The 18,395-nt window shown below is 30.0% G+C and carries 17 protein-coding genes; 11 read left to right on the top strand and 6 right to left on the bottom strand.

Going from position 1 to position 18,395, the window contains the following annotated elements:
* Position 1: 1 nt before the first annotated feature.
* A complete protein-coding gene (locus ABD939_RS01920; RefSeq protein WP_345163951.1) occupies positions 2-931 on the bottom strand; it encodes a glycosyltransferase in 930 nt (309 codons plus the stop codon).
* 107 nt (positions 932-1,038) lie between these two features.
* Here ABD939_RS01920 and ABD939_RS01915 point away from each other — a divergent pair, with 107 nt between their 5' ends.
* Both ABD939_RS01915 and ABD939_RS01910 read left to right on the top strand, forming a co-directional pair.
* A complete protein-coding gene (locus tag ABD939_RS01915; RefSeq protein WP_345163949.1) occupies positions 1,039-2,127 on the top strand; it encodes a glycosyltransferase in 1,089 nt (362 codons plus the stop codon).
* 4 nt (positions 2,128-2,131) lie between these two features.
* Complete coding sequence (locus tag ABD939_RS01910) at positions 2,132-3,211, top strand: glycosyltransferase (RefSeq protein ID WP_345163947.1); 1,080 nt, start codon at positions 2,132-2,134, stop codon at positions 3,209-3,211.
* Between the two features lies 1 nt (position 3,212).
* Here ABD939_RS01910 and ABD939_RS01905 read toward each other — a convergent pair whose 3' ends face one another.
* Together ABD939_RS01905 and ABD939_RS01900 are read right to left on the bottom strand one after the other, a co-directional pair.
* Positions 3,213-4,109 (bottom strand): glycosyltransferase family 2 protein, encoded by an 897-nt coding sequence (locus tag ABD939_RS01905; RefSeq protein WP_345163945.1) that lies wholly within the window; start codon positions 4,107-4,109, stop codon positions 3,213-3,215.
* A 2-nt stretch (positions 4,110-4,111) separates the two neighbouring features.
* On the bottom strand, positions 4,112-4,795 hold the full coding sequence (locus ABD939_RS01900; protein ID WP_345163942.1) for a cell division ATP-binding protein FtsE: 684 nt from the start codon (positions 4,793-4,795) through the stop codon (positions 4,112-4,114).
* 197 nt (positions 4,796-4,992) lie between these two features.
* On the opposite strand from ABD939_RS01900, the gene ABD939_RS01895 reads away from it, so the two are divergent.
* Genes ABD939_RS01895 through ABD939_RS01880 form a run of 4 tightly spaced genes read left to right on the top strand, consistent with a single transcriptional unit; the run spans position 4,993 to position 10,870 of the window.
* Positions 4,993-8,034 (top strand): tetratricopeptide repeat protein, encoded by a 3,042-nt coding sequence (locus tag ABD939_RS01895; RefSeq protein WP_345163940.1) that lies wholly within the window; start codon positions 4,993-4,995, stop codon positions 8,032-8,034.
* A 24-nt stretch (positions 8,035-8,058) separates the two neighbouring features.
* Complete coding sequence (locus tag ABD939_RS01890) at positions 8,059-9,792, top strand: TonB-dependent receptor (RefSeq protein WP_345163938.1); 1,734 nt, start codon at positions 8,059-8,061, stop codon at positions 9,790-9,792.
* A gap of 59 nt (positions 9,793-9,851) precedes the next feature.
* A complete protein-coding gene (locus tag ABD939_RS01885; protein WP_345163936.1) occupies positions 9,852-10,433 on the top strand; it encodes a DUF1287 domain-containing protein in 582 nt (193 codons plus the stop codon).
* 26 nt (positions 10,434-10,459) lie between these two features.
* A complete protein-coding gene (locus tag ABD939_RS01880) occupies positions 10,460-10,870 on the top strand; it encodes a hypothetical protein (protein WP_345163934.1) in 411 nt (136 codons plus the stop codon).
* Here ABD939_RS01880 and ABD939_RS01875 read toward each other — a convergent pair.
* Entirely contained in the window at positions 10,867-11,565 is a 699-nt protein-coding gene (locus ABD939_RS01875; RefSeq protein WP_345163932.1) for a class I SAM-dependent methyltransferase, read from the bottom strand. The genes ABD939_RS01880 and ABD939_RS01875 overlap by 4 nt on opposite strands.
* Positions 11,566-11,641: 76 nt before the next feature.
* Between ABD939_RS01875 and ABD939_RS01870 the strand changes: the two genes are divergently transcribed.
* From ABD939_RS01870 to ABD939_RS01860, 3 genes are read left to right on the top strand one after another with little or no spacing between them, the layout of a single operon-like run.
* Positions 11,642-12,133 carry a YkgJ family cysteine cluster protein gene (locus ABD939_RS01870; protein ID WP_345163931.1) on the top strand — a complete coding sequence of 164 codons (492 nt, stop codon included), beginning with the start codon at positions 11,642-11,644 and terminating at the stop codon, positions 12,131-12,133.
* Positions 12,134-12,157: 24 nt separating this feature from the next.
* A complete protein-coding gene (locus ABD939_RS01865; protein ID WP_345163930.1) occupies positions 12,158-13,009 on the top strand; it encodes a sterol desaturase family protein in 852 nt (283 codons plus the stop codon).
* A 40-nt stretch (positions 13,010-13,049) separates the two neighbouring features.
* Positions 13,050-13,877 carry a glycerophosphodiester phosphodiesterase gene (locus tag ABD939_RS01860; RefSeq protein ID WP_345163929.1) on the top strand — a complete coding sequence of 276 codons (828 nt, stop codon included), beginning with the start codon at positions 13,050-13,052 and terminating at the stop codon, positions 13,875-13,877.
* Here the strand turns inward: ABD939_RS01860 and ABD939_RS01855 are convergent.
* Positions 13,874-15,169 carry an exo-beta-N-acetylmuramidase NamZ family protein gene (locus tag ABD939_RS01855; protein ID WP_345163927.1) on the bottom strand — a complete coding sequence of 432 codons (1,296 nt, stop codon included), beginning with the start codon at positions 15,167-15,169 and terminating at the stop codon, positions 13,874-13,876. The genes ABD939_RS01860 and ABD939_RS01855 overlap by 4 nt on opposite strands.
* A gap of 8 nt (positions 15,170-15,177) precedes the next feature.
* Here ABD939_RS01855 and ABD939_RS01850 point away from each other — a divergent pair, with 8 nt between their 5' ends.
* The gene (locus ABD939_RS01850; RefSeq protein ID WP_345163924.1) at positions 15,178-16,413 is read left to right on the top strand and encodes an ABC transporter permease; all 1,236 of its coding nucleotides are present in this window, start codon (positions 15,178-15,180) and stop codon (positions 16,411-16,413) included.
* Positions 16,414-16,467: 54 nt separating this feature from the next.
* The gene (locus ABD939_RS01845; protein ID WP_345163922.1) at positions 16,468-17,826 is read left to right on the top strand and encodes a pyridoxal-phosphate dependent enzyme; all 1,359 of its coding nucleotides are present in this window, start codon (positions 16,468-16,470) and stop codon (positions 17,824-17,826) included.
* On the opposite strand, the gene ABD939_RS01840 is transcribed toward ABD939_RS01845, so the two are convergent.
* On the bottom strand, positions 17,827-18,309 hold the full coding sequence (locus ABD939_RS01840) for a CIA30 family protein (protein WP_345163920.1): 483 nt from the start codon (positions 18,307-18,309) through the stop codon (positions 17,827-17,829).
* Between the last annotated feature and the right edge of the window lie 86 nt (positions 18,310-18,395).

The following is an 18,395-nucleotide window of genomic DNA, read 5'->3' as shown; positions in this document are numbered from 1 at the left end:
ACTAAACCAAGGAAACTAGTTTACGGAAAAATTTATTTTGACTTGCTAGGTAGTGAATATAATCTTTAATGCTTTTCGATTTTAATTTTGAAAACACTTCTTTACCTAATTCTTTTTGCTCAAAAAATGCAGCATAAAATAATAATTGCTTTAAATGTGTTTTGATGTAGTTTTCTATAATTTTATTTTCAAATCTATATTTTTTAGAAAAATAATCAAAAAGATTTTTCATTTGGTTTGCTAAAAAATATTGCTTTTCAAAGTTTTTTTCATGTGAAAAAGAATCATCATATATTCTATATATAACAAGCGCTTCCTTAATTCTTTTAAATTTCGTATTCATTACTAAGTCTACTAAAATCGGATAGTCGTCAATAGTAATATTTTTAGCTATATAAGTTTTAAAGTCTACATTGCTTACTAAAAGTTTTCTGTTAAAGCAAATTCCAATAGGAGCAATCTTACCTAACAATAAGGCGTTCTTGTAATCTAATTCATTAAAAACAATACTCTTCTTGTTTGCAAAGAGTATTGTTTTATTTGAGTTTTCGTAGTATTTATCAAAACCACTATCAACAAAACCTAGTAATGCATCTTTACTTATTACATCTACCATTTTTTGAAGTGCATTTTCATGTTTAAGTAGATCATCACCAGCTAATGGAAACACAAAATTACCACTACATTTATCAAGAGTAGATTTGAAATTTTTTAAAATACCCAATCGAGATTCGTTTTTAAAAACCTTAAAAAGTTTAGGGTGTTTTTTTTTATAGTTTTCTATAATAGATAAAGTTTCGTCTTTAGAACAATCATCACCGACTATAATTTCATAATTGAAATTTACCTTTTGTTTCAATATAGATTCTATTGTTTCTTCAATATATTTTTCGTTATTGTAAGTTATAAGATGAACAGATAAACTAATCATGAATTTATTAATATTAGGAGGTGATAAAAGTATATTTTATATTTAACAACTCAGACTAACTTAATGAAATAAACGTTTATTTTTGAGAATTATTAGAACAATTTGATTTGAATAAAAAAAAGATAGCTTTAGTTGGATACAGGTTAAATAGAGGGGGAGCAGAGCGTGTTGGAGCAATCCTTTCTATTTTCTTTGACGAACAAGGTTTGGATGTTCATAATATTATTGTTTTAGATGATATAGGTTACCCCTATGCAGGACGAATTGAGAATTTAGGTAAATTAAAGAATAAAGCAAATGATCCTTTTAATAAAATAAAAAGATTAATAGCGTTAAGAAAGTATTTAAAACAACATGATTTTGAATATATTATTGATTTAAGATTTAGAATAAAACCCATCCAAGAGTTTTTAATTTCTAGATTTATTTATAACACTAAAACTATTTTTACAGTTCATAGCTCTAAGTTAAATAGTTATATGCCCGATAATACGTTTCTCACTAAAATGATTTATGGAGGTTGTTTTAAAATGGTATCTATTACAAAAGAGATGCAATGTATGATAGTTAAAAAGCATAGACTTAAAAATGTTACAACTATCTACAACCCCATAAATATTGAAGAAATAAGACAAAGAGCAGATGAGCCAACTTCTTTAGATTTTGAGTTTATTATAGGAGTAGGTCAGTACGATACAAATGTTAAACAGTTTGATAAATTAATCTATGCATATTCTCAATCTATTTTGCCTAAAAAAAATATTCATCTAGTTGTTTTAGGTGAAGGTTCATTTAAGCAAAGATTAATAGGGATAGCAAAGGAAAATGGAGTAGATAATAATTTGCATTTATTAGGATATAAAAAGAATCCTTATAAATATATAAAACGATCTAAGTATTATGTACTATCAAGTTTGCATGAGGGGATGCCTATGGTACTATTAGAATCTTTAGCCTGTGGAACACCAATTGTATCTTTTAATTGTAAAACAGGGCCTAGTGAGATAATTGAAGACAAACAAAACGGTTTGCTTGTTGAAAACCAAAATATTGATGAGTTGATAGATAGTATGAATTTATTTATTAATGATAAACAGCTTTATCAATATTGTAAAAGTAACACATTACAAAGTGCTGAAAAATATTCTATAAATGAAATAGGAAAACAATGGTTAGAATTAATGGAAATTAATTAAATATTTGATAAAATTATTATATATAACAACTAATTTAAATTCCTCAGGCGGGGTAGCTAGAGTATTGTCATTAAAATTAAACTATTTAGTTGAAAAGTATGACTATGATGTTGCAGTAATAAATTCTAATGGAGATAGCAGTAATTTGTTTTTTAAATTTGATAAGAGGATTAAAATTTATTCATTAAATCAGCATTATTCAAAAATAAAGCGTTTTTTAACCTACAAGAGTAAACTCAATAATTTAATATTTGAAATAAATCCTGATGTAATAGTTAATTGTGATGATGGACTAAAAGGTGCATTATTGCCATATATACTTTCAGGAAAATTTCCATTGATTTTTGAGAGTCATAGAACTCACAATGCATTAGAGAGAAATATATTAGAAAATTTGAAATTAAAATTTAGAAATTTATTTTTTTCAAAATCGATAAATAAATACAAAAGAATAGTTGTTTACAGGCATTTAGAGAAGGTATGGAAATCTAAAAACATTAGAGTTATTCATAACCCATTAGCTTTTGAAATTCCAAAAAAAAGTTCATCACTAAATAATAGAATAGTTCTTGCTGTTGGTCGATTATCATATGTGAAAGGGTATGATAAGTTGATTAATATTTGGACCTTAGTTGTTGAAAAACATCCAGATTGGAAATTACATATTTATGGTGAGGGTGACAGATTGAGTTTATTAAAGAAAGTTAAAAAAATGAATTTAATTAATAATATTAGTTTTTTTAATCCAGTATCAAACATTAAAGATGTTTATTTAAACGCTTCAATATTAGTAAATACATCTAGGCATGAGGCATTTGGCTTAGCATTAATAGAAGCTATGGCTTGCGGATTGCCAGTATTAGCATTTAGTAATACTTTGGGTCCAAGAATATATATCAAGCATAAAGAAAACGGATTTTTAATTAAGAAGGATGATATGGCTGGATACGCAAACCAAATTATAGAGTTAATAGAAGATAAAGATAAAATGCAGTCGATAGGAAAAAACGCTAAAATAAGTATTAAAAAATATGAAATAAGCAATATAATGGAACAATGGAATCATTTATTTCAATCAATATAGCCTAGACTTTTTTTGTTAAATTAAAATTACACATATAGCTTAATTTATATAGCTGAAGAAGTTTTATTGAAGGAGCTTTGCCTAGTAAATTTTTAATCATTAAGGTTTCAAATAATTTAAAATAATAAGAGAGTAAATAATTTAAGCCTATTTTTTTACATGAAATAAAAGTTTTTAGTAAATCATTTTCATGTAGTTTTATTTTTTTTTTGTAGTGTAAATTCAGAAGTGTTTCCACAGCAAGTTTTGTTTTCTTTAAATAAGTTTTACTACTTTCTAATCCTAGATGGTAAACCTCATTATCTATATGTAAAACGGGTGTTTTAGTTACTTTTAATTGTGGGCCGAAGAAAATATCCATACCATAAGAATTACCAATACTGTCTAAACTAAAGCGATTATAAACATCTTTTTTTATAAGCATGTTAGCAGCAGATGTAATTTTATATGGTGTTTTGTTTCTTTTTTCTGCATTTAACGCTTCACAAGTAACTCCATATTTCCATCTTAATAGATTTTCCGAATTAGGTATTTTACTTTCGTAATCAATACCTCCAAAGATTACTTCAAAATCATGTTTAATAGTCTCTAAATAATTTGATATGAAAAGGTCACTTTTTAATTTCATATCGGCATCCAGTAATAAAATCCAATCAAATTTAGCTCTATCTGATAGCACTTGTCTATTTACAGCTATTCCTCCATTGGTTTTTGATAATATATATTGAGTATTCTTTAAAATATTTATTTTAGAATTTTGCTCTATGATATCATGATTTGATACGTCATCTAAAGCTATAATTTCAAAGTCTATATTAGATTTTATTAATTGCTCATGAATTGCATTGACGAGCTGAACAATATTGTAATTATATGTTGGTATTAAAATAGAGAGCATAATTAACTTTTCCTCTGTACCACCTCATAAACTTCATTCTCATCGCACTTTAAAGTTTTGCTTGGGTATTTAAGTAAAAGAGCATAATCGTGAGTAGCCATTAGTATGGTATTGCCATTTTTGTTAATATCTTGAAGTACCTCCATAACTTCAACACTGGTTTGTGGGTCTAAATTGCCAGTAGGTTCATCAGCTAGTATAAGCTCTGGGTTATTTAATAAAGCTCTTGCAATAGCAACACGTTGTTGTTCTCCACCAGAAAGTTCGTGAGGAAATTTAAAGCCTTTGGTTTTCATGTCTACTTTTGTTAAAACTTCTTCAACACGAGTATTCATCTCTTCCTTGTCTTTCCAACCTGTTGCTTTCAAAACAAAAAGTAAATTATCATTTATAGTTCTATCTATAAGTAGCTTAAAATCTTGAAAAACAACACCTAATTTTCTACGTAAAAAAGGAATATCTTTTTCTTTTAGATTTTTTAAATCAAAATCTACTATATGTCCTTCGCCATCTTTAAGTGGTAAATCTCCGTAAAGTGTTTTCATAAAACTACTTTTACCTGTTCCAGTTTTTCCAATTAAATAGACAAAATCTCCTTTGTTTACTTCTACATTTACATTAGAAAGCACTAAACTCTCACCTTGAAAAATAGAGGCATCTTTTAATTGTAAAATGGGTTGAGACATAAAATAAATTGTGGTTCATTAAGTACTGTAAAAGTATTACTTAAAAGTTAAATCTTAAAAGGTAACGCTTAAAATTTTTCTTTATTACCTGTTTAAATTTAACATTTAATAACTCGGTTTATAATTATGGCACGATTATTACGTTATAGGATTTATATTAATTTATCTTTGAAATCAAATTAAAAAACGAATCGTTAATGACTAAAAATAAGATACTTTCCTTTGTGTTGGGTATAGGCTTTTGTTGTCAAATTATAGCCCAACAATCCGCAACATATACAAGTAGTTTAGTTGATTATCAGAAGGCTCTATCCTTGTACAATAATCAGCAATACTTAGCAGCACAATCTTTATTTAGGCAAGTAAAGAAAACTGCAAATGAAGAAATTTTACAGTCAGATTGTACTTATTATATAGCTAATTGTGCAGTTCGATTAAATCAGCAAAATGCCGACGGTTTAGTTGAAGACTTTGTAAAAGAGTACCCTACAAGTACAAAAAGAAATACTGCTTTTGTAGACGTTGCAGACTATTATTTTGCAAATGGTAAATATGCTTATGCAAGAAAATGGTACGATAAAGTTGATGAAAATGCTTTAGGAAGAAAAGAAAAGGAGAAGTACTATTTCAATAATGGCTATACTGCGTTTTCAACAAAACAATATAAAGACGCAAAAAAATATTTAGGTAGAGTTGAAAACTCTCAAGAATATGGGGCTCAGGCTAAATATTACATAGGTTTTATGGCTTATGAAGGAGATGATTATGATGAGGCTAATGAATATTTTGATCAGGTAAGTGATAAAGAACGCTACAAGGAAAAACTATCTTATTATCAGGCAGATTTAAACTTTAAGCTTGGCAAATTTGAAAAAGCTATTGAACTAGCAAAAGAAAGATTAGCAAAAACAGACGATGAGGCTGAGGTTTCAGAATTATCAAAAATTATAGGTGAAAGTTATTTCAATTTAGAACAATACGCAGAAGCTATTCCATTTTTAAACGAATACAAAGGAAAAAAAGGAAAGCGAGACCGAACAGGTAAATGGAATAATACCGATTATTACCAATTGGGTTATGCTTATTACAAACAAAAAGATTTTGAAAAAGCAATTTCAGAGTTTAATAAAATAGTTGGAGGAACAAATTCTATTGCGCAAAATGCTTACTATCATTTGGGAGAAAGCTATATTAATGTTGATAAAAAGCAAGAAGCTTTAAATGCTTTTAGAAATGCATCACAAATGGATTTCGATTTAAAAATTCAAGAAGATGCTTGGTTAAATTACGCTAAAATTAGTTACGAGATTGGTAATCCCTACCAATCAGCTCCCCAAGTTTTGGCAGGGTATTTAGATAAATATCCAAATACAAGTTATAAAGAAGAAATAGAAACACTTTTAATTGACTCTTATATAACTTCAAAAAATTATAAAGAAGCACTAAACTTGCTAAAAGGTAGAAAGAGTTTTGATAATAAGATGGCGTACCAAAAAGTGGCATTTTATAGAGGGATTGAATTATATAACGAAAACCAGTATGTAGAAGCTAAAGACTTATTTGACGCATCATTGAAGGAATCTTTAGATGCAAAATTCACCGCCCGTGCTACATTTTGGAAGGCAGAAACAGATTATAATTTAACTAATTATGATGATGCTTTGGTAGGGTTTAAACAGTTTCAGCAACAAGTTGATTCAGGAACAACTCCTGAAATTGAAAATATTGATTATAATTTGGCTTACACCTATTTTAAACAAAAAAAATATTCACAAGCTACAGAATATTTCAATCAATTTATAGCCAATAAAAAAAATGATAAAGTACGTTTAAATGATGCCTATTTACGTTTAGGAGACGGTCATTTTGTGTCTAGTGATTATAGAAGTGCCGTTAATGCTTATGAAAAAGCTATACAATTAAATGAGATAGAATCAGACTACGCATTTTTTCAAAAGGCAATTAGCGTAGGTTATGCTGGTCAATCATTAAAAAAGATAAAAGACTTGGAAGATTTTATATCAAAATACCCAAATTCAAAATTACGAGATGATGCCATGTACGAATTAGGAAATTCTTACGTAAAAGCTAATGAAACTGATAAAGCTATGCGAATTTATAATCGTTTAAGTAAGGAATATAAAATGAGTTCTTTTGTGCCAAAAGCATTATTAAGACAAGGGTTGGTTTATTATAATGGTAGCGAAAACGAGCGTGCATTAACGAAGTTTAAACAAGTGGCTGGTGATTATCCTGGTACACCAGAAGCAGTTCAGGCAGTATCTACCGCACGGTTAATCTATATAGATTTAGGTCGTGTAAACGAATACGCTTCATGGGTTAAGCAATTAGATTATGTTGAGGTTACAGATGCCGATTTAGATAATGCTACTTACGAAGCGGCAGAAAAACAGTATTTAGATAATAATACAGATAGGGCTATCAGTCAGTTTAATGGTTATCTAAATAATTTCTCGAATGGTATTCATGCTCTAAACGCTCATTTTTATTTAGCACAATTGTACTATAAAAAGAATTTGGTAGCCAATGCAGCGCCACATTACAAGTATGTAGTTGAAGCATCGCAAAGCGAATTTACGGAGGAGGCCTTATCACGTTTATCACAATATTACTTGGAAGAAAAATCTTGGAATACAGCTATTCCGTTGTTGAATAGACTAGAAGAAGAAGCTAATTTTCCTCAAAACGTTATTTTCGCCCAATCTAATTTAATGAAAGCCTATTATCAATTAGAAGATTATAACGAAGCAGTAACTTACGCTGAAAAAGTTTTAACCAGTTCTAAAATTGATAATAAAATAAAAAGTGATGCTCAAGTAATTATAGCGCGTTCTGCCATAAAAACTGGTAATGAAAATAGAGCCAAAACTGCTTATGCTCAAGTTGAAAAGGTTGCTTCTGGCGAAACTGCAGCAGAAGCTTTGTATTATAATGCCTATTTTAAAAACAAAGAAGGCAAACATGCAGCATCTAACAAGTCTGTTCAAAAACTAGCAAAGGATTTTTCAGGATATAAGTACTATAGTGCTAAAGGTTTAGTGCTTATGGCAAAAAATTTCTATGCTTTAAATGATGCTTTTCAAGCTACATATATTTTAGAGAGTGTTATAGAAAATTTCAAAGAGTTTGATGATGTAACAAATGAAGCACAATCTGAATTAAGTAAAATTAAAGCGGAAGAATCTAAGACAAATTCATCAATTCAAACAGAAAATTAAAACATCAATCGTAAATCAAATCATATGCGAAAGCAAGTAAAACATATATTATTAGTTGTAATTACATCTAGTTTTGCTCTAGGTTTCTCTCAAAACAGAGAAAAAGACACTATAAATACAGGGGTAATTGATGTTGTAAAACCTTATACACCATCTATTTCTGATGCTTTTAAAGTAAAGGAAACTCCAACTTTAGATGATGAAACCACGGCAACTAAAAAGAAAGTGAAATATAATATTTTTTCATTTCCAGTTGCATCTACATTTACACCTGCAAAAGGAAAAGCAGCAACCGTTGAAAAAGCAAAACCAATAAAACTATACGATAATTATGCAACATTAGGTGTGGGAACATATACCACAGTTTTAGGAGAGGTGTATTTAAACCATGCTATTAGCAGAACAGAAAGTGTTGGTGGTTATGTGAGTCATCATTCTTCTGCTGGTGGTATTGATGGTGTTCAATTTGATGATAATTTTTCGAACTCAAAAATCAATGCTAATTATTCATCACGTTTAAGAGATTTATCATGGAATGTTGAAGCTGGTTTTCAGCATCAATTGTATAATTGGTATGGTGTTCCGGAATCACAAATCGTTCAGGCACAAGCTGATAATATTGAAGTAGATCATTCATTTTTTAGCGCGTATTTTGGTGGTGATATTAGTTTTGAAGATACTTATATAAATTCAGGTAGCTTCTTTTTTAGACGTTTTGGAGATAATCAAGGTTCTGGAGAAAATAGATTTATTGCCAAAGCGAAAGTTGATGTGCCTATAAATGGAGAAGAGATTTCTACGGGTATAAAACTAGATTATATAGGCGGAACTTTTGATAGAAACTATTTTACAAATGATGAACTAAATTATGGTAATTTTCAAGTTGCAGTTTCACCAAGTTACGAAATGAAGCAAGACGATTTAACAATAAACTTAGGTGTTACGGGAGCATATTTAAATGATAGAGAAACAGGTGAAAGCAATTTTTATATTTATCCAAATATAACAGCGACATACCGTTTGGTAAACGATATTTTAATTGCTTATGGTGGTATTGAAGGTGGATTAGTTCAGAATTCATATCATGGTTTTGCCTCAGAAAACCCATTTGTGTCACCTACGCTATTTATTCAGCCAACAGATCAGCAATATGATGCTTATATTGGTTTGAAAGGAAAACTATCCAGTAATATGAGTTATAATATTAGCGGAAGTTATGTCTCTGAGAGAAATAGGGCGTTGTATAAAACAAATGTTATAAGAAATTTATCTCCTGAAAATGCTTACGATTACGGAAATTCATTTGGAATTGTATATGATAATTTAGACACCTTTGGAGTTGCTGGAGAAATTAATGTTGATGTTAATAGAAATTTTAAGTTAGGCTTAAAAGCAGAGTACTTTACCTATGACACAGATACAGAAAACGAAGCATGGAACTTACCGGATGTAAAAGGGTCTCTGTTTTTAGATTACCAAATTAACGAGCATTGGTTTGCTGGGGCTAATTTATTTTATATTGGCGAAAGAAAAGATATTTTAGAATTAGAAGGCAGTCTACTTCCAACTGAATTTACTCCAACTATTTTGGATAGCTTTTTTGATGCAAACGCCCATTTGGGTTATCATGTAAATGATCAAATTTCTGTTTTTGTAAAATCAAATAATATGGCAAATAATGCTTACCAACGTTGGCAAAATTTTCCTGTTCAAAGTATTCAATTTTTAGCAGGTGCTACCTTCAAGTTTGATTTCTAATGTCATTACGAGGAGCAAAGCGACTTGGTAATCTTTTAAATTGAAACGCTATTTATTTGATGAAAAAACTAACTCTAATACTAATATTTTTCTGTTTCAACATTTGTATTTCACAAAATGAAGTTCAGCAATTAACACTTTCAGATGCTGCTTTACAACTCACAAAACAAAAAGTAGTTTACGACCCAAGTTATTTTTCTATAGATTATCCCAATGGCGATGTGCCAAATGGAAAAGGTGTTTGCACAGATGTAGTTATTAGAGCTTACAGGAAAATGGGTATCGATTTGCAAAAAAATGTCCATGAAGATATGATAGCTCATTTTAGTTTATATCCTAAAATATGGGGTTTAAAAAGGACCGATAAGAATATAGATCATAGGCGTGTACCTAACTTAATGACTTATTTTAAAAGAAATGGTGCTGAAAAACCAATTACAAAAAATGCTATTGATTACATGCCAGGAGATGTTGTATGTTGGAATTTGGGAGGTGCAATAACTCATATTGGTGTTGTAGTGAATAAAAAATCTAATGATGGAAAACGTTATTTAATCGTTCATAATATTGGTAAAGGACAAGTTTTAGAAGATTGTTTGTTCGATTTTAAAATTATTGGACACTACAGATTCAAAGGTTAGTTTTATGTTTTTATAAAAAAAATAGCATGAGAAATTATTTGAACGTTTTAATAGTATTAATCTCAATAAATACATTTTCACAAAATCTTGAATGTTGCAATAATATAGAAGAAGTTAAAAAAGTAATTCAAGGCGATTGGAAACTAATAGGAGAAACCAAAAATGTAATTTATAGATTTAGTTTTAATAACAACAAAGGATTTATAGAGGTTCTTGAAGAATTAAACTTACCACCAAAAGCTCTTGTAAATCATCATGCAGATTTAATAATTGACGAGCATACATTGGTAAATATAAAATCTAAAAATGGAAGATTTTTTATAGAGTTAATAAGTATGTATTACCAAATATCAGAACAAATTTTCGTCTTAAATGATGAAAAGTTTGTTTATGGAAAAGGACAATTTGAGCATGTATTTATAAGAGATAAAGGCTAAACGGTTAATATAGCCAAATAATCAAAATGATTACCTTCTATAACCAATTCGCAACTTAACCCAACAGGTTCTGAAGCTAATTTTAAAGTGTCAAAATCCAAATACAACCATTTCATTGGTGCTTCTTTTTTATTTTTATAGCTTAAAAAGTAATCAAGTTCACCATAATAACCAGAATTAGCATCCATCCAAAAACCGCCATCTTCATCTTCAAACATATATTTAATATCGGACGAATCAATTAAAATTTGTCCATGAGGTTTCAATAGACTTTTTAAATGTGATAAGTATTTTGAAACTTGAACAAGTTCCTGAAAAATACCAGTACCATTCATCAACAATAAAATAGTATCAAAAGTTTCAGTTTCATTTAAAACATTTAAAATTTCAGAGTGTAAAACGCCTCTTTTTTTACAAACTTCAATGGCTCCTTTCGAGATATCTAAAGCTTTTACTTTAAGTCCTTTTTCTTGTAAATACAAACTATGGCTGCCAGAACCACAGCCAACATCTAAAACAGACCCTTTACAAAGATCTAATGCCTTTTGTTCAATTTTTGGCATTTCAGAATAAGTGCGAAATAAATAAGGAAGAGATAAAACATCTTCATCAGAAATACTTGTTGAGGTTATAATATCCTCGGTGTAGTTTCCATTTTGATAGTCTAATAAAGCGTTGCCAAAAATATCTTTCATTTGTATTAAGTTGTCGTCCGTTTGAGTGATTTCATTTTTCTGAAATCTTATCGAGAACTTTAACTATTTTTACGTTATGGAAAACGTAATAAATAATCTTCCAAAGCTCGCCAAAGATAAGCATAACGAGAATAAGAAATTCTTTGCTAAGCTAAAAAAGAAACCACCAAAAAACTTAGATTATGTAATGCAAGAGCTACATGATAATGAGTTTGAAAAAACAGATTGTTTAAAGTGTGCAAATTGTTGCAAAACCACAGGGCCTTTGTTTACTGATAAAGATGTTGATAGAATTGCAAAACATTTTAGAATGAAAACACAGCAGTTTATAACTCAATATTTGCGTGTTGATGAGGATGATGATTATGTGTTGCAAAGTGTGCCATGTACGTTTTTAGGAGCCGATAATTATTGTTCTATTTACGATGTGCGACCAAAGGCTTGTAGAGAATTCCCGCATACCAATAGAAAAAAGTTTCAACAAATATCAAACTTAACATTAAAAAATGTAGCCATATGTCCTGCTGCTTTTAATATTGTTGAGGCTATGAAACAACAAATAAAGTAAGTATATTTAAAACAAAAATATACCTTGGAAACCTTATTAAATTATTTCGAAAATATTCCTTCTCACCACCGTGTTATAATCATTGTAAGTGGGTTAACCTTTTTTTGGATTGTTGAAGGAGCAATTCCTTTACATAAGTTAAATTATAAAAAGTGGAGACACGCTATTCCAAACTTGTTTTTCAACCTTACGCTTATGATAGTCAATTTGCCACTTGCGTTTATGCTTTTAAAAACTGCAGACTGGGTTGTTGTAAATAATTTTGGTATAATGAATTGGCTACCCGATATGCCTTTATGGCTTTATGTAGTATTAAGTTTAATTTTAATGGATTTATTTGGGGCGTATTTACCGCATTTAATAGAGCATAAAATAAAACCACTATGGATGGTGCATTTAGTGCATCATACAGATCATAAAGTAGATACAACCACTGCAAATCGTCACCATCCTATAGAAAGCGTTATTCGTTTTTTCTTTACATTGTTTGGTGTTTTTATTGTTGGAGTTCCCATAGGCTTAGTATTTCTTTATCAATCTTTATCTGTTTTGGCAACACAGTTTAATCATGCCAATATAAAACTTCCCAAAAAGGTGGACGATACATTAAGCTATTTTATAGTTTCACCAGATATGCATAAAGTACATCATCATTATAGACTACCGTACACCGATTCTAACTATGGAAATATTTTTTCTATTTGGGATAGGCTATTTGGAACTTACATGAAATTAGATACTAATAAAATTGTTTACGGTGTTGATGTATTTCCTGATGAAAAAGAAAACAGCAATATTTTGAGTTTGTTAAAACAACCTTTTCAGAAATACAAAAGCCCAACCGTTATGCCAGATAAAGAATATGAAAATTTATAGGTTGAAGTTGGTTTTACTTCTCTTATGTGTTTTTTTAAATATGAATTGTAATTCACCAAAACTAATTGATATACAAGGCCACAGAGGTTGTAGAGGTTTGTTGCCAGAAAATACCATTCCAGCTTTTTTAAAAGCCATCAATTTGGGTGTGCACACTCTAGAATTGGATGTTGCAATTTCTAAGGATAATATAGTCGTTGTATCTCATGAGCCTTTTATGAGTAGAACTATTTGTTTAGATGTTCAAGGTAATGAAATTCCAGAATCTGATGATAAAAAGTACAATTTATACCAAATGACTTTTGATAATATAAAGCAATTTGATTGTGGTACAAAATTTCACCCAAGGTTCACAGAACAGGAAAAAATCAAAACTTATAAACCATCATTAGATGAAGTTATAAAAAGAGCTAAAACTAAAAACCAGAAAATAAAATTTAATATAGAAATCAAATCGAAACCAGAATACGATAATATTTATACGCCAAAACCAGATGAATTTGTTGCTCTAGTGTTAGATGTAATAAATGAAAATAACATATTTAATGAAACCAATTTGCAGAGTTTTGATTTGCGAGTTTTAGAGGAAATTAAAAAGCAAGCCCCCAAAATGAGGGTTGCTCTTTTGGTTGACGAAGATGAAGATTTATTGAATAAAATGGCAAAAATGACTTATTTGCCAGAAATTATAAGTCCTTATTACAAACTTTTAAATAAAAAAATGGTTAGAAATTTAAAAACTGAAGGTTTTGAAGTTATTCCTTGGACGGTTAATGAGATTGATGAAATGAAACTAATGATTGATTTTGAAGTTGATGGAATTATTACCGATTATCCGGATAGGTTGATAGCACTTTTAAAAGATTAATCATAAATCAAATACTTTTCACGAATTAATTTAAAAGCTTCTAAATCATCTTTCCAAGTTGCTTTAATTTCAACTTCGCTCAATCCCGCTTCAATTTGTTGTTGTAGTTTATTAGTTCCGGCATGTTTTGTAAATCCATTTGTTAAGAAAAAAAGTGATTTATCAGTAGAGTTTTCGTAGGCTTTAATAACCCATTTTAAAGTCATTTCATCTTTAATAGTTGCATTACTTAAATCTTCGCCATAGCATAATTTATCTTTATGTTTTGGGTATTTAGCACCAAAATTTGCATGAGGGGTATACTTAAAGGTCATGGTTTCAGAATCTAAAAAAGGAGCACCATAACGTTGAAATTGAAATTCTGTACCTCTACCGGCATTTATGTTTGTCCCTTCAAATAAACCCAAACTTGGATAAAGTTTTATGGATTGATCATTAGGTAAATTTGGTGAAGGCCTCAAAGGCAAGCTATAAAAAGTATTATGTGTATAATTTTTTACGGGTATTATTGTAATTTCACATTTTACTCCATTTTCTAACCATGTTTCTCCGTTTATCATTTGTGCATATTCGCCAATGGTCATGCCATGAACCAAGGGAATAGTATGCATACCCAAAAAACTTTTGTTTTTTGCCTCTAAGGTAGGACCATCTACATAATGTCCGTTAGGGTTTGGTCTGTCAAATATTATTATAGGTATACCAGCTTCAGCAGATGCTTCCATTACATTGTGCAGCGTGGAGATATAGGTGTAAAAACGAACGCCAACATCTTGAATATCAAAAATAATAACATCTAAATCCTTAAGTTGTTCTGGAGTTGGTTTTCTGTTTTTACCATGAAGAGAAATTAAAGGTAAACCAGTTTTAGTATCAATACCGTCTTTAACAAGTTCACCTGCGTCGGCGGTACCTCTAAATCCGTGTTCGGGAGCAAAGACTTTTTTAATATTAATATTCAAAGAGAGTAAAGAATCAATTATATGAGTATGAAGTTTTGTGTTTTTTTCAACATGACTTAATTCTATTTCGCCATCAGGATATACTTCAAAAATTGAATCCTGTGAGTTTTTAAAAATAACCGAAGTTTGATTCGCTACAACACCAACACGTTTTCCTTGTATTAAAGGTAGATATTTTCCAATTCTATTAGCACCAACAATAGTTTGTTTTTCACTTTGTTTAATAGTTTTAGCCTCTTTTATTGTGGCTTTAGGTTTTGATAAGTTTGCACAAGAAATTAATGCCAAAAGAAATAATAAAACTGTATTTTTGAGCACATTAAACCACATAGTAAATTTTGAATTACGAATATTTTATAGCTAAACGCATAATTGGTAGTAAAGCGTATAAAAGTAGCATATCGGCGCCAATAATAAAAATTGGTATAGCAGCAATTGCTATTGGTATTGTTGTTATGATGATTGCTATAGCTACAGGTATTGGTTTACAACAAAAAATACGCGACAAAGTTGTGGCTTTTAACGGGCATGTTACCATTACTAACTACGATAGTAACAATTCTCAAGAAAGTTTGTTTCCTATTTCAAAAAAGCAAGATTTTTATCCAGATTTTAAATCGGTAGAAGGAGTTAGTCATGTTCAAGCTGTGGCCACCAAGTTCGGTGTAATTCGTACTGAGAATGATTTTGAAGGTGCCATTTTAAAAGGCGTTGGACAAGATTATAATTGGCAGTATTTTAAAGAGTTTTTAATTGAAGGGCGGCTACCATCATTTGAAAAAAAATGGAGTGAAGAAGTTTTAATATCTCAGTATTTGGCCAATAGATTAGGATTTAAAGTTAATGATAATTTCCAAATGGTGTTTGCAAAAGATGACCCTGAAAAAATTCCAAATATCATTACTTTTCAAGTTGTAGGTATTTATAATTCTGGTTTTCAAGATTTAGATAAACAATATATTTTAGGAAACTTACGTCATATTCAACGCATAAACAAATGGGAAGAAGATCAAATAGGAAACTTTGAAGTTTTTATTGAAGATTACTCCAATATTCAACAAAAAGGGATAGAAATATATCAAAATACTCCATCAACATTCAATACACAAACTGTAACCGATAAATATGCTTCAATTTTTGAATGGATAAATATTTTCGATAAAAATATTTATGGAATTATAGGAATTATGATTTTGGTTGCAGGAATAAACATGATAACGGCATTACTAGTTTTAATTCTAGAGAGAACCCAAATGATAGGTATTTTAAAAGCCTTAGGGAGTAACAATTGGAGTATTCGTAAACTATTTATTTACAATGCCTCTTACCTAATTTTATTAGGCTTATTTTGGGGTAATTTACTTGGTTTAGTGTTATTGTTTGCTCAAAAGTATTTTAAACTATTTCCACTAGATCCAAGTGTGTATTATGTTACAGAAGCACCAGTTTATATAAGCTTTGGCTACATTGTTGCACTTAATATTGGTACTTTAGTTTTGTGTTTACTTATGCTGTTAGTACCGTCTTATATCATTACAAAAATATCGCCAGTCAAGGCTATTCGTTTCGATTAATAGCTTTAACTCCTAATTAACTTTTAAGTTTAGCAATTAATGTAAATTTGCAGTATGGATTACGCTGAAAATATACTTGGTACCATTGGTAACACACCTTTGGTAAAACTCAATACCTTAACGAAAACCTTACCATGCTTAGTACTAGCTAAATATGAAACCTTCAACCCGGGTAATTCGGTAAAAGATAGAATGGCTGTAAAAATGATTGAAGATGCTGAGGCTGACGGACGACTAAAACCAGGAGGTACAATTATTGAAGGTACTTCAGGAAATACGGGTATGGGTTTAGCTTTAGCAGCTATTGTTAAGGGTTACAAAATGGTATGTGTAATAAGCGACAAACAGAGTAAAGAAAAAATGGATATTCTACGCGCTGTTGGTAGTAAAGTGATCGTTTGTCCTACAAATGTAGAACCAGAAGACCCCAAATCTTATTACTCTACATCAAAACGGCTGGCTGAAGAAACACCAAATTCATGGTATGTGAATCAATATGATAATCCAAGTAATGCTGCTGCACATTACGAAAGTACAGGTCCAGAAATTTGGAAACAAACAGATGGGAAAATTACACATTTTGTTGTAGGAGTGGGAACAGGCGGAACTATTTCTGGTGTTGGCAAATACCTTAAGGAGCAGAACCCTAACGTAAAAGTATGGGGCATAGATACCTATGGGTCTGTGTTTAAAAAATATCATGAAACGGGTATTTTTGATGAAAACGAAATTTACCCATATATAACCGAAGGTATTGGTGAAGATATTTTACCAAAGAATGTAGATTTTACCGTTATTGATGGTTTTACCAAAGTAACGGATAAAGATGCTGCCATTTATACCCAAAAACTTGCCAAAGAAGAAGGTATGTTTTTAGGAAATTCTGCTGGTGCAGCCATAAAAGGACTGTTACAATTAAAAAATCATTTTAATGAGGATGATGTGGTTGTAGTTTTGTTTCACGATCATGGTAGTCGTTACGTTGGAAAAATGTTTAATGATGAATGGATGCGTGAGCGTGGTTTTATTGAAGATGATGTAAAATCAGCATCAGATCTTATAATGAATACTGAAGATAAACCTTTGGTTGCGGTTAAGACAGAGGAGTTAGTATCACATGCTATAGAGCGCATGAAAAAGTATAAAATATCTCAAATACCCGTTGAAGATTCTACAGGATTTGTTGGTGCTATTGACGAGGCAGATTTATTACGAAAGTATATTGAAAATAAAGATATTTCAGATTTACCGATAAAAGAGGTTATGAATAAACCTTTCCCGATAGTTGAAAAAAACACATCCATAGAGGCTATTTCAAAGTTATTTAACCCAGATAATAATGCTGTTCTAGTAAAACTTGATAATGGTTCATATCAAATAATAACTAAGTACGACATTATTAGTGCATTATAACTACTCTAAAATTATATAGTCAATTTCTAGTTTAAAAGTTTCAGCTTTTTTATTACCAATTAAAAAAGCAATCATTTCCATCTGCTTGCCTTCATAATTTCCAATATTTAGCTTTCTCCCTCTAAAGGCGGGATACATAGTGTTAAAAGGGATTTTAATAGTTTGCCACTCGCCATTTGTTTCAAAAGATGATATATATGAATAGTAATCGCTATTACTAGATTTTACTCTAAATTGATACGTTTTACCGTCACCTTTAAGTTTGATTTTTACTTTAGTGAATTCAGAAATATTAACCGTTTCAAAAGGATATTGAACCATTGAAAATCCTCCATTATTTTCTAATGATACTTTGCCATGAAACACACCATTGCCGTCATCGCTAATTAAAAAATCACCATTAGATCGACCACCCATTACTACATCGTCAACAATACGCCAACTAGTAATATCGCTTTTTGATTCAAAATTAAAAATTGTCATAGTTGTTTGTAGCGTTATTAAAGTTAAAAATAAGAAGCTAATTTTCACTTTTTAAAGGTTTGTTTAGAGACTCAATTGATGTCAAG

Source organism: Algibacter aquimarinus (assembly GCF_039543265.1).
Classification (GTDB): Bacteria; Bacteroidota; Bacteroidia; order Flavobacteriales; family Flavobacteriaceae; genus Algibacter_B; species Algibacter_B aquimarinus.
This window is presented reverse-complemented; position numbering and strand designations above follow the sequence as displayed.